At 63.0% G+C, this 12,060-nt stretch carries 14 protein-coding genes; 5 read left to right on the forward strand and 9 right to left on the reverse strand.

Going from position 1 to position 12,060, the window contains the following annotated elements; all coding sequences use genetic code 11:
* Position 1: 1 nt before the first annotated feature.
* Positions 2-631, reverse strand: coding sequence for a sugar transferase (locus BLQ71_RS16720; RefSeq protein WP_069211178.1), 630 nt, complete (start codon positions 629-631; stop codon positions 2-4).
* Positions 628-1,431 carry an NAD-dependent epimerase/dehydratase family protein gene (locus BLQ71_RS16725; protein ID WP_083342281.1) on the reverse strand — a complete coding sequence of 268 codons (804 nt, stop codon included), beginning with the start codon at positions 1,429-1,431 and terminating at the stop codon, positions 628-630. Before BLQ71_RS16725 ends, BLQ71_RS16720 begins: the two co-directional genes overlap by 4 nt.
* 130 nt (positions 1,432-1,561) lie before the next feature.
* On the opposite strand from BLQ71_RS16725, the gene BLQ71_RS16730 reads away from it, so the two are divergent.
* Both BLQ71_RS16730 and BLQ71_RS16735 read left to right on the forward strand, forming a co-directional pair.
* Positions 1,562-2,680: a polysaccharide biosynthesis/export family protein gene (locus BLQ71_RS16730; protein WP_223306218.1), complete on the forward strand. Its 1,119-nt coding sequence runs from the start codon at positions 1,562-1,564 to the stop codon at positions 2,678-2,680.
* A 58-nt stretch (positions 2,681-2,738) separates the two neighbouring features.
* Positions 2,739-3,950, forward strand: a complete 1,212-nt coding sequence (locus BLQ71_RS16735; RefSeq protein ID WP_074622524.1) for an MFS transporter — start codon at positions 2,739-2,741, stop codon at positions 3,948-3,950.
* Positions 3,951-4,060: 110 nt separating this feature from the next.
* On the opposite strand, the gene BLQ71_RS16740 is transcribed toward BLQ71_RS16735, so the two are convergent.
* From BLQ71_RS16740 to BLQ71_RS16750, 3 genes are read right to left on the reverse strand one after another with little or no spacing between them, the layout of a single operon-like run.
* Entirely contained in the window at positions 4,061-4,660 is a 600-nt protein-coding gene (locus tag BLQ71_RS16740; RefSeq protein ID WP_074622525.1) for a Smr/MutS family protein, read from the reverse strand.
* Positions 4,657-5,697, reverse strand: coding sequence for a murein transglycosylase A (mltA, locus tag BLQ71_RS16745; protein ID WP_083342282.1), 1,041 nt, complete (start codon positions 5,695-5,697; stop codon positions 4,657-4,659). The genes BLQ71_RS16740 and mltA overlap by 4 nt, the downstream gene beginning before the upstream one ends.
* Positions 5,694-6,356: a Tim44/TimA family putative adaptor protein gene (locus BLQ71_RS16750; RefSeq protein ID WP_069211174.1), complete on the reverse strand. Its 663-nt coding sequence runs from the start codon at positions 6,354-6,356 to the stop codon at positions 5,694-5,696. The genes mltA and BLQ71_RS16750 overlap by 4 nt, the downstream gene beginning before the upstream one ends.
* Positions 6,357-6,461: 105 nt before the next feature.
* Here BLQ71_RS16750 and BLQ71_RS16755 point away from each other — a divergent pair, with 105 nt between their 5' ends.
* Together BLQ71_RS16755 and secB are read left to right on the forward strand one after the other, a co-directional pair.
* The gene (locus tag BLQ71_RS16755) at positions 6,462-6,962 is read left to right on the forward strand and encodes an FxsA family protein (RefSeq protein ID WP_043142859.1); all 501 of its coding nucleotides are present in this window, start codon (positions 6,462-6,464) and stop codon (positions 6,960-6,962) included.
* A gap of 55 nt (positions 6,963-7,017) precedes the next feature.
* The gene (secB, locus tag BLQ71_RS16760; RefSeq protein WP_043142856.1) at positions 7,018-7,506 is read left to right on the forward strand and encodes a protein-export chaperone SecB; all 489 of its coding nucleotides are present in this window, start codon (positions 7,018-7,020) and stop codon (positions 7,504-7,506) included.
* Positions 7,507-7,519: 13 nt separating this feature from the next.
* On the opposite strand, the gene dnaQ is transcribed toward secB, so the two are convergent.
* The 4 genes from dnaQ to BLQ71_RS16780 are packed head-to-tail and all read right to left on the reverse strand — an operon-like array spanning position 7,520 to position 10,263.
* A complete protein-coding gene (dnaQ, locus tag BLQ71_RS16765) occupies positions 7,520-8,251 on the reverse strand; it encodes a DNA polymerase III subunit epsilon (RefSeq protein ID WP_043142853.1) in 732 nt (243 codons plus the stop codon).
* Positions 8,244-8,837, reverse strand: coding sequence for a dephospho-CoA kinase (coaE, locus tag BLQ71_RS16770; protein WP_074622526.1), 594 nt, complete (start codon positions 8,835-8,837; stop codon positions 8,244-8,246). Before coaE ends, dnaQ begins: the two co-directional genes overlap by 8 nt.
* A complete protein-coding gene (locus tag BLQ71_RS16775) occupies positions 8,834-9,667 on the reverse strand; it encodes a shikimate dehydrogenase (protein WP_074622527.1) in 834 nt (277 codons plus the stop codon). The genes coaE and BLQ71_RS16775 overlap by 4 nt, the downstream gene beginning before the upstream one ends.
* A complete protein-coding gene (locus tag BLQ71_RS16780) occupies positions 9,664-10,263 on the reverse strand; it encodes a Maf family protein (protein WP_074622576.1) in 600 nt (199 codons plus the stop codon). The genes BLQ71_RS16775 and BLQ71_RS16780 overlap by 4 nt, the downstream gene beginning before the upstream one ends.
* A 521-nt stretch (positions 10,264-10,784) precedes the next feature.
* On the opposite strand from BLQ71_RS16780, the gene rho reads away from it, so the two are divergent.
* Positions 10,785-12,056, forward strand: coding sequence for a transcription termination factor Rho (gene rho, locus BLQ71_RS16785; RefSeq protein ID WP_043142844.1), 1,272 nt, complete (start codon positions 10,785-10,787; stop codon positions 12,054-12,056).
* Positions 12,057-12,060: the final 4 nt, after the last annotated feature.

The following is a 12,060-nucleotide window of genomic DNA, read 5'->3' on the forward strand; positions in this document are numbered from 1 at the left end:
CTCAGCGGCGCCGGTGCATGGACACCCGCCGGAACACCGTCGCCCACATCAGCCGTTGATCCGTGCAGGGATTACGCCGCGCCGCGTACAGGCGATCCAGGCGCGCCTTGCGCGGGATGCAGCGGCGACAATAGACCTCTTCGGTTTCTTCCGCACTCTCGGTCCGCGCCAGAAGACGCTCCTCTGTCTTGTGATAGGCCATCGACGCCATCCCCGTGATCCCGGGCCGTTCCTTCAGCACCTCTGCATAGATCTCGGGGTATTTCTCGACGTAACGGCGCAGCGGCGCGCGGGGGCCGACAAAGCCCATGTCTCCTCTCAGGATATTCCAGAGCTGCGGGAGTTCATCCAGCCGTTTGCGCCGCAACCAGGCACCTGTCGGCGTGATGCGGCCGGACTTGGACGGACCGGTGACGCCGGCATCGGCCGGGTCATTCTTCATCGTCCGGAACTTCCACAGCAAGAAGGACCGCGTCGGGCTTTTCATCCGTTCGGAGCGATAGATGATTGGCCAGCCATCGTTGCGCCAGACCACGACCGCCACGTAAAGAATGAGTGGTGAGAGCAGCACCGTCATCCCGATTGCATAAAGGAAATCAAGCGTATGCAGCAGGGGCCGCCGCGTCCTCATGGCCAGGTGCCCCCCGCTTGGGCGCCCTTGACCAAGTGATCCGCTGCAGCCGCCCCAGATGGCAGAGCAAGGATCCGAGACAGCCGGGACGTGTCCAGCCAGACCTTCGGCACCGCCGTCTCGGGGGCGACGCGCCAGTCGATGGTGCAGCCGGCGGCGCGGGCAATTTCCCCCATTTCCGTCGGCAGGGGCGCGGCAACATTGTACGTGCCCTCGGCGGTAACGTCTTCGACCAGCGCCTCGATCACGCGCACAAGGTCGGGCGGGGCGATATAACTGCGCGCCGGGCTTGACCCGTCAGGAAAGCGATCCAGCGTGATCCGCCCTCCGGGGCGCAGATTGGCAAAGAGACTGTCAGCCCCCGCGACGTTCCCGATCCGCAGGATGATATTGCGCGGCCCCTCGCCACTGGCGCTGTCCTCGATGGCCTTTTCCATCGCCAGCTTGGCACGGCCATAGTCCGAACCGGGACAGGCCGGGTCAGCTTCCGAAACCGGGCTTGTCCCCGGCCTATAAACCGCGGCACTCGAGCAATGCACCACCACCCCTGCGCCCATTGACTTACCCAGGTCCAAGGCCGCCAAGGCAAGTCGGGAATTATCGTCTAAGTTGCATCCAGGCCGCGGTGTCACACCCCAAAAGGCAATCACTGCAGCCACGTCTTCGATCATCGGCAGAGGTCCGCCGACCTGCCAGACAAGGCCCCCATGCCCTTCCGAACGGTAGACCGGAACCAGAGAAAACCTGTTGAATTGCCATAAAGAGCACAGCATTCGGCCAAGTTTTCCACTGGCACCCATCAGCAGGACCTTGCGGGATTGCTGTGTTCCTGCCACGGTTTGACCCTCAATTCGCTTTCAATCGACCGTCAGACTGTCTATCAGCGGATTGAACCGCTAGAAAGTGTCAAACACCGGTTGGGGGACTGGAGTGTCTGCAAAACTGAGACTTATCACCCTGTTGGCCGCCGTTCTTGCCTTGGCGGCGTGCAGCCTGCCGCGCGGCGCGGCGATCCAGTCCGAGGTACTCAACCAGAAGGACGCGGAAAAACCGACTTTCCAGGTGATCGAAGTCACCCGTGAAAATGTTCCCGGTCTTGCCACATGGTCCGCCAGCGGCTGGCACGGGCACTACCATTGGCCGAATACCAGCCACGGCAGCAGTTCCTCGGTCATCCGAACCGGCGACCGCATCGACATCATCATCTGGGACAGCCAGGATAACTCCCTGCTGACCAGCCCCGGCGAACGCTTTGCCGAGATCAAGGGTGTCGAGGTCGACTCGCAGGGATCGATCTTTCTGCCCTACGTCAACAAGGTTGGCGTGCGCGGCCTGACCGCGACCGGCGCCCGTGCCAAGATCCAGGAACGGCTTGCACCGATCCTGCCGTCGGCACAGGTTCAGCTTAACCTGCAGCAGGGCCGTGATCACACGGTTGACGTGGTCGGCGGCGTCGGCAAACCCGGTGCCTACCCCCTTCCGTCGAGAAATTACAAGGTTCTCAACTTGTTGGCGGATTCCGGCGGCGTGATGCCGGATCTGCGCAACCCCCGAATCCGCCTGCTGCGCGGCTCCAAGACCTACGAGATCTCGGTGTCGCAACTGCTGTCGGACGGTTCCAAGAACGCGCTTCTCCTGCCCCGAGACACGGTTGTCATCGAACAGGATGACCGCAGCTTTACCGCCCTTGGCGCCAGCGGGATCGAGAACCTGATCTATTTCCCCAAGGATTACGTCACCGCGCTTGAGGCCGTTTCGCTGATGGGCGGCCTGTCCGATACCCGTGCAGATCCCAAGGGTGTCCTGGTTCTGCGGGAGTATCCCGCCAAGGCCATCAGTCCCACGGGGCATGGCCCCAGGATGCAGCAAGTCGTATTCACGCTGGACCTGACCACCGCCGACGGTCTCTTTGCCGCGCGCAAGTTCCAGATCCAGCCCGATGACACCGTGCTTGCCACGGAAAGCCCGATCACCTCGGCGCAGACAATCTTTGGCATGGTCGGGGCGGTGCTGGGCGTGTCAGCCCAGGCGAACGCCATTTCGAACTGACCTCTGGCGGACGCGTTCAGCGTCCGCATTTTCACACATCGCGGGACAAGGGCGGGACATGGGTCTCATTCGCTTTCTCGCCGAAAACGCGCGCTGGCTGTCCGCCGGCGCGCTGCTCACGTTTCTGTCGAGCTTCGGCCAGACCTTCTTTATTTCGATCTTTGCAGGTGAAATCCGCGAAGGATTCGACCTCAGCCACGGGCAATGGGGTGGGATCTACACGATTGGGACCAGCGCCTCGGCGGTGGTCATGGTCTGGGCAGGCGCGCTGACGGATCGGTTCCGCACCCGCGTGATCGGGTCTATCGTATTGATCTTGCTGGCAAGTTCCTGCCTTTTCATGGCCTTGAACGCCTGGGCGGCGCTGCTGCCCCTGGTGATCTTCGCGCTGCGGTTCTGCGGCCAGGGCATGGCCAGCCACACCGCCGTCGTCTCGATGTCGCGCTGGTTCGTTGCGACGCGGGGCAAGGCGCTTTCGGTCGCTGGCCTCGGCTTCGCCCTGGGTGAGGCGCTGCTGCCGGTCAGTTTCGTCTCGCTCATGCTGGTGATGGACTGGCGCTGGCTTTGGGTGGCGGTGGCCTGTGTCAGCTTGGCGGCGGTCCCGGTCCTGCTGTTGCTACTGAGGAAAGAACGGACGCCGCAGAGCCATGCGGAAACCGATCATTCCGTGGGCATGGACCAAAGGCACTGGGCCCGGCCCGAGGTGCTGAAACACTGGCTGTTCTGGTTCATGGTGCCGGCCTTGCTGGGGCCGCCGGCCTTCAACACCGCATTTTTCTTTCAGCAGGTGCACTTCGCAGAGGTCAAGGGATGGTCCCACCTGGAGCTGACCGCCCTGTTCCCGATCTACACGGCGGCGGCGGTCGGCGCGATGGTCATGGCGGGCGGGCTGCTGGACCGGCTGGGCACCGGGCGGCTGATCCCCTGGTCGCAACTGCCCATGTTCGTTGGGTTTTTCTGTTTCGCCCTGGGTGATAGCCTAGGCTGGACCCTGGTCGGGCTGTTGTTCGTGGCGATGACCACGGGGGCGACACATACCCTGCCCAATGCCTTCTGGGCAGAGTTCTACGGCACCCGCAGCCTGGGCGCGATCAAGGCGATGGCGGCGGCGGTGATGGTCTTCGGCTCTGCCATCGGGCCGGGGATCACCGGCTACCTGATCGACTTCGGCGTGGGGATCGAGACGCAGTATATCGGCGTCGCGCTCTATTTCCTCTTTGCCACGGCGATGATGTGGGTGGGGGTTTCGCGGGCACGGAAGATGCTGTGACGCGGCCCCGAAGTTTGTACAAAACGTACGTTTTGTACGTCGTTTCCGGCATTTCGTACAAAGCGGCAAGACATCGTTAACCCGGCATCCACGCAGGGCCCGGAACAAGCTCAGCGGCGGCGCTTGAGATAGACGTAATAGGCGCCCTCGCCGCCGTGTTTGCGGTGCGATTGCGAGACCTGTAGGACAGCCCCCGCCAAGGGCGGCATCTGCAACCACATCGGCACCTGCGTCTTCAGGACACCGCGGCGGCGGGGCATGGGGTCATAGGGGTCTTCACGCTGGCCCTTGCCCGTGATGACCAGCACCAGCCGAAATCCCCGGGCATGGGCATTCAGGATGAACTGCGCCAGGGCGCCATGCGCGCGGTCCACGGTCATCCCGTGCAGGTCGATGCGGGCCTCGGGCACCAGCTTGCCACGCTTGAGCCGGGTAAAGGCCTTGGCGTCCATACGCACCGGCGCCTCGTGCAAATGGTCGGCGGTGGTTTTCGGAAAGACATGGGTCTGGGTCCGCGGCGCGGATTTGTCCCCCATCGTAAAGGGCGACAGCGGATCGCGCGGCGTCTCCTTTCCGGAGGACAGCGGTTTTGGCGCGGGTTTGGCCTCTTCCGTCTTGCGGGCGGGCCGCTTGTGCAGCGGATCTGCGGTTCGGGCGACCTGTTGCCAGAGCTCCTGCTCTTCGGGCCGTAGCTTGCGCCGCCGGGTCATTGCACCGGTTCGGGCAAGAGCGCATAGGCACGCTGGATCGGCATGAGAACGATCATGCGCCCGCCGTCCTTGGTGCGCCCGGCGATGCGGCCGGCCTCGTCACCCGTTCCATAGAAAATATCGGCCCGCTGCGCCCCCTTGATGGCAGAGCCGGTGTCCTGGGCGATCATCAGCCGGTTCATCGGGTCGGCGCCCGCCTTTTCGATCCAGACCGGCGCACCCAGCGGCGTATAGCGGGGATCGACGGCGATCGAGCGCAGCGGCGTGATCGAGCGGTTCATCGCGCCCAGCGGTCCTTTTTCCGGCGGCACCTCGCTGACCTCTCGGAAAAAGACATAAGCCGCGTTGTGATAGAGCAGTTCGCGCCCCGCGACCGGGTTGCGCCGCACCCAGTTGGCGATGACCTGCATCGAGACCTGGTGCGCGGTATAGACACCGCGCCGCACCAGTTCCCGGCCGACGGACCGATAAGGGTGGCCATTGGCGCCGCCGTAGCCCACGCGGATCATCCGCCCGTCCGGAAAGCGGATACGGCCAGAACCCTGGATTTGCAGGAAAAACAGCTCGACCGGATCATCGACCCAGGCGATTTCAAGGCCCCTGCCCTCCATCACCCCGGAGGTGAGCAACTGGCGCCGGGTGAGCCAGGGACGGCTCGCGCGCGCCTCGGGCGGCATCTTGTAGACCGGGTATCGGTAGGTGCTGCTGCGGTAGGGCGCGCCGTTCAGTTCCGGTTCGAAATAGCCGGTGAACAGCATTTCCGCCTCATCCCGGATCAGGACCGGGCGGAACAGCAGTTCGAAGAATCCGCGCGCATCGTCGGTTTCGCGGGCCAGGCCGCACAGCGCGGACCAGTCCGGATCGTCGAGATCGCCGCAGGTTTCCAGAAAGGCGGCAAGGGCCGCGGCATGGTCATCCTCGGCCCATCCCTGCAGATCGGCAAAATCCAGGATGTCATAACGCGGCCCCGTCTCTGCGGAGGCGGGGCCGGTCATGAGGGATATCGCAAATGTGATCGCAAGGAGAAGGCGCGTCATTCGTCCGTGGCGACAAGCTGCCAGTTGGGGTCATCGCTGCCCATGTTGCGGGCATAGGTCCAGACGTCTTTCTGACGCTTGACCGCGGTGGGCGATCCTTCGATCACCTCGCCCGTCGCATCTTTGACGACCGAGGTCAGCTCGCCGACATAGCGCACGGAAATCTCGGCCAGTCGCGAACCTTCGTCAAAGGTGGCATCGGCGAGCGTCAGTTCACGGACACCGATGAATTCGGCCTCGATGGTCAGGCCCTGCTGTTCACGCTGTTCCACGACCTCGGCAAAGGTTTGATAGACGTCATCCGCGAGAAATGGCCGCAGGTCTTCGATATTGCCGCGTTCAAAGCCCATGAGGATCATTTCATAGGCCCCGCGGGCCCCCGAAAGGAACTCGGACACCGAGAAATGCGGTTCGATCCGTTTCATCGCGGCGAGGGCCTTGGCGGCGTCGCTGTCCTCGGCGACGTGGTCGATGATGTCATGGTCCGGGCCGCCCTCGATCACCTCGAAGTCGCGTGCGGAACGGCGGCGATCGTCGTTTGGCGCCGGTGCTGGCGGCTTTTCGAACCCCTCCCGGGTGCCCAGCACGCTCCGCAGGCGCAGAACGAGAAAAATGGCGATTCCGGCCAGGACCAGAAGCTGGAGGATGGGAGAGTTCATCGGCACCTCTTTGCAGGCAGCGTTTAAAGATCTTGCTTGCATCCTTATGTAGGTGAGGCGTTGGGGTGAGTCTACCTGCCCCGCCCTGATATGGAGGATCTTCCCATGTGGCTGTTCCTGGCCTTTCTCATGGTCCCGCTGATCGAAATCGCCCTGTTCATCCAGGTGGGCGGGTTGATCGGCCTGTGGCCGACGCTGGCGGTGGTCGTCCTGACGGCGGTGATCGGGACCTGGCTGGTCAAGGCGCAGGGGCGGCTGGCGATGGACAACCTGCGCCGCAGCTTTTCCGACCTGGACGATCCCAGCGAGCCGCTGGCGCATGGGGCGATGATCCTTGTATCGGGTGCGCTGCTGCTGACGCCGGGGTTCTTTACCGATGCGGTGGGCTTTGCCCTGCTGGCGCCGCCGGTGCGTACGGCGGTCTTTGCCTGGCTGCGTCGACGGGTGCATGTGACCCGGTTCCAGATGGGACCGGACCCGCGCGGCCCGGTTTATCCCGATCCCCGTGCCGGATCCGGCCAGGGCGACGTGATCGACGGCGAGTTCACCGAGGTTCCCAAGGAGAAGGCCCCCAATCACCCCGGTTCGGGCTGGACGAGGCATTGAGGCTTTGCGCGGGCGCTGCTATGCCTCGCGCTGAGATTTTCACGGGAGACCCGACATGGCAGATACCAACGGCAACGGGCAGGCGCCTCAGCCGCCCAAGATGAGCATTCTGGCCCAATTCATTCGCGACCTGTCCTTTGAGAACATCCTTTCCCAGAAAGGTGTCAGCGGCGAGGTGCAGCCCGATGTGCAGGTGCAGGTCAACCTGGACGCCAAGAAGCGCACGGCCGACAACCAGTACGAAGTGGTGATGAAGCTGAAGATCGAGTCGAAGGCCAAATCGACCGGCGACATGCTGTTCCTGCTGGAACTGGACTATGCCGGTGTCTTCTCGATCGAGAACGTCCCCGAGGACCAGCTGCACCCCTTCCTGCTGATCGAGTGCCCGCGGATGCTGTTCCCCTTCGTGCGCCGGATCGTTTCGGACGTGTCGCGCGACGGTGGTTTCCCGCCGCTGAACCTGGAAACGATCGACTTCCTGGCACTGTACCGCAACGAGATCGCGCGTCGCCAGGCGGCACAGGGCGACCAGGCCCCGGCCTGAGGGTTTCCGGCGCTCAGCTTTTCAGCCAGAGCGCCTCTTCCCCAAGCGTTTCGACAAAGGCGGCGTGAGCCGCCTTTTCCTTTTCCGTCAGTCGGCTGGGCAGCGGATTGCTGCGCGGACGCGGACGCCAGAGCGGTTCGGCCCCGGCTCCGCCACCGCCCGATCCTTGGGACGACAGGCCGAAGTCCGGCTGCTTTCCCCCGATCAGTTCAAGGTAGACCTCGGCCAGGATTTCGGAGTCGAGAAGCGCCCCGTGCAACGTCCGCGAGGAGTTGTCGATGCTGAACCGGCGGCAGAGCGCGTCGAGCGAGGCAGGTGAGCCGGGAAAGCGGCGCCGTGCCATGTCCAGCGTGTCGATGGCGCAATCCTTGGCCAGGGGCGGGCGGTTGGCCCAGCGCAATTCGGCATTCAGGAACTTCACGTCGAAGCTGGCGTTGTGGATGACCAGCTTGGCATCCTCACCGATGAAGGCGCGGAATTCGTCCACGATCTTGGCGAAGACCGGCTTGTCGCGCAGGGTGATTTCGCCCGGCTTGGCCGGGCGCGGCGGTTCCAGCAGGTCGGGCCCGATGCCATGCACGCCAAAGGCCTCGTCCGGCATCCCGCGTTCGGGGTTGATGTACTGGTGATAAGTGCGCCCGGTGGGCACGTGGTTGTACAGTTCCAGCGCCCCGATTTCGACGATGCGGTCGCCCTGTTCCGGCTCGAACCCGGTGGTTTCCGTATCGAGAACAATCTCACGCATGTTGCAACCTTTGTTCGATGTCCTTCAGCACATCCTGCACCTGGGCGCGGGCATGCTCAAGCGTGTCGGTTTCGATGACATAGGTGGCGCGAGCGCATTTTTCCGCGTTGGGCATCTGGCGGGCGAGGATGCGGGCCAGGTCCTCGGCACTCATGGTGCCCCGGGCAAGCACGCGCCCCTCTTGCGTTTCACGGGAAACATTCACGCAGGCGGTGGCGTCCATTTGCGCATCGCCGCCGGTTTCGAACAACAAGGGGATGTCGAAAACGCCGATGGCCTGCGGATGGGCAGCGATGAAAGCCTCCCGGTCCTCTTGCACAAGCGGATGCACGATCTCTTCGATCCGTTTCAGCGCAGTGGCATCATCAGCGATGATCCTGCGCAGCGCGTCGCGGGAAACCTGATCGTTTTCAATGGCTTGGGGAAAGATTTTCCCGATGGGTGCAACCGCGGCACCCTTTGGTCCATAAAGCCGGTGCACGGCCGCATCCGCGTCCCAGACGGCGCATCCCGCATCCGCGAACATCTGTGCGGTGGTCGATTTGCCCATGCCGATGGAGCCGGTCAGGCCAAGCTTGAACCTCATGCCAGGACGATCTGGCGCGTCGCCTCGTCAACCTCGGGGCGGGCGCCGAACCAGCGTTCGAAACCGGGCACCGCCTGGTGCAGGAGCATCCCCAGCCCATCGACGACAGTACAGCCCTGCGCGCGCGCCTCTGCCAGCAGGCGGGTTTCCAGCGGCGCATAGACGAGGTCCGTCACCAACATATCGGGCGTCAGCGCGTCCAGCGGCACGCGGAACCGGGGTTTGCCGGTCATGCCCAGCGAGGTGGTGTTCACAACGGTGGCACAGTCCTCGACGATGTTCCCGGCCTGCACCCAGTCGAAGACCTGGAGCTTGTCGCCGAAATCCTCGCGCAGCGTTTCGGCCCGAGGGCGGGTGCGGTTGGTCAGCCGGATCTCCGGCACACCCACATCAAGCAGGGAGGCGATCACGGCGCGGGCCGCGCCCCCTGCCCCGAAGACCGTGGCCGGCCCCGAGGCCGGATCCCAGTCCGGCGCGTTTTGCTGCAGGTTCTGCATGAAGCCGTAGCCATCGGTGTTGTCGGCGTGGATGCGCCCGTCCTCGCGGAAGATCAGCGTGTTCGCGGCCCCGATCAGCCGGGCGCGGTCGGAGACGCTGTCGGCGATCTGCAACACCTTTTCCTTGTAGGGCACGGTGACATTGAGGCCGACAAAGCCAAGCTGCGGCAGGAGTCGCAGGGTGTCCGCCAGCTTGTCTTCGGGCACGTCGATGGGCACGTAATGCCCGGGCAGACCGTGCGCCTGCAGCCAATGTGAGAACAGGCGCGGAGAGCGGGAATGGGCCACTGGGGACCCGATGACGGCGGCAAGCGGAATGCGTGCGAGGCTCATGCGGCGATGGTTCCTCTGTTCGTCAGGTAGGCCAGCAGTTCCAGCAACGGCAGACCCAGAATGTTGAAATGGTTGCCCTCGACCCGGGCAAAGAGGCGGACACCTTCGGATTCGAGTTTGTAGCCCCCAACCGAAGTACCGACATCCGGCCAGTTCCGGTCGAGGTAGTCGTCGAGGTAGCTGTCCGAGAAAGGCCGCATGGTCAACCGGGCTGTGCCGACGTGGCGCCAGACAGGCTGGGCCTCGTGATAGAGGACGGCGGCGGAGAGAAGACGGTGGGTTTCCCCGCGCAACCGACAGAGCTGGTCCCGCGCCTCCTCGCGGCTTTGCGGCTTGGACAGGGTGGTGCCCTTGGCGTCGAGCACCTGGTCACAGCCAAGCACCAGTTTTTCCGGGTAGCGCTGCCCCAGCTTGCGCGCCTTGGCCTCTGCCAGGGTGTCGGCAATGTCGCGCGGGCTGGCCTCTTCGAGGGTGAGGGCAGCCTTGAGGCTGTCCTCATCCACGCGCGGCGATTCGGTTTCGATCACGAGTCCGGCGGCGCGGAGCATGTCGGCCCGGATCGCGGAGCTGGAGGCGAGAAGAAGATCGGCAGGCATGGGGATGAAACCGGGGAAAATTCGGTGTGCAGGCTTGTCGATGTTTCTGAGGAAAAAGCGCGGCACATGCAAGGCTGGGGGCGAACCAGGCGGTCTTCCCCCGCAGTGCAGCACTCATCAGGCTGTGAGAAAGAACAAGAGGTGCCCGGTGCGAAGATGGCCAGAGAATGGTTTGTCAGAAGAGTTATCCCGAACGGGGAGTTTATGGAAGTTGCGAGCTAACCATCTGAAAACAGGTACACTATCGAAAGATGTTCGAAACCGTCACGGTGCTATCCCGCGAGTTTTCCCGAGGTCTTTCCCTGTTTGGAAGGCTGGGGACAAACCGATAATCCACAGATCGGGGAGCCCCTAACACTTCATAAACCTTTTCTTTTATCTATTTATTAAAGAAAGGGTGTTCCGCGATCTTCATTGACGGGAAGCCCTGCAATGCGATACGCACCGTCAGCCTTCGTCCGAAGGCGATCTTTCCCGTTAGACAAAGGATGTGTGGGCCTCCGGGCACCACGTTATGTGCCATGAGCGAAGAAAAGCTTAACCTGTCCGACCTGAAGGCGAAGAGCCCCAAGGATCTTCTGGCGATGGCCGAGGAACTGGAAATCGAAAACGCCTCGACCATGCGGAAGGGCGAGATGATGTTCCAGATCCTGCGTGAGCGCGCGGATGAGGGATGGGTCATCTACGGGGACGGGGTCCTGGAAGTGCTGCAGGACGGGTTCGGCTTTCTGCGATCGCCCGAGGCGAACTACCTGCCCGGTCCGGACGACATCTATGTCTCGCCGGATATGATCCGCAAATACTCGCTGCGGACCGGGGATTCGATCCAGGGTGAGATGAAGGCACCGGACGGGGAAGAGCGGTACTTTGCGCTGGTGACGGTGTCGGAGATCAACTTTGAAGAGCCGGAACGCGCGCGGCACAAGATCGCCTTTGACAACTTGACGCCGCTGTACCCCGACGAGCGCCTGAAGATGGAGATCGAGGATCCGACCATCAAGGATCGTTCGGCGCGGATCATCGACCTGGTGGCCCCGATCGGCAAGGGCCAGCGGAGCCTGATCGTGGCGCCGCCGCGGACGGGTAAGACGGTGCTGCTGCAGAACATCGCGACGAGCATCGAGCGGAACCACCCGGAGTGTTACCTGATCGTCCTGCTGATCGACGAACGTCCCGAAGAGGTGACGGACATGCAGCGGTCTGTGAAGGGTGAGGTGATTTCCTCGACCTTCGACGAACCGGCAACGCGACACGTGGCCGTGTCCGAGATGGTCATCGAAAAGGCCAAGCGCCTGGTCGAGCATAAACGAGATGTTGTGATCCTTTTGGACTCGATCACCAGACTTGGTAGGGCCTTCAACACCGTGGTGCCGTCGTCGGGCAAAGTTCTGACCGGTGGTGTCGATGCGAATGCGCTGCAGCGGCCCAAGCGGTTCTTTGGTGCGGCGCGGAACATCGAGGAAGGTGGATCACTGACGATCATCGCGACGGCCCTGGTGGATACCGGCAGCCGGATGGACGAGGTGATCTTTGAGGAATTCAAGGGCACCGGCAACAGCGAGATCGTGCTGGACCGCAAGGTGGCGGACAAGCGGGTCTTCCCGGCGCTGGATATTCTCAAGTCCGGTACGCGGAAAGAGGACCTGTTGGTTGACAAGATCGACCTGCAGAAGACCTTTGTCCTGCGGCGCATCCTGAACCCGATGGGCACGACCGATGCCATCGAGTTCCTGATTTCCAAGCTGAAACAGACCAAGACCAACACCGAGTTCTTCGATTCGATGAACAGCTGATCCT

This window comes from Antarctobacter albus (assembly GCF_900101505.1).
Taxonomy (GTDB): Bacteria; Pseudomonadota; Alphaproteobacteria; order Rhodobacterales; family Rhodobacteraceae; genus Antarctobacter; species Antarctobacter albus.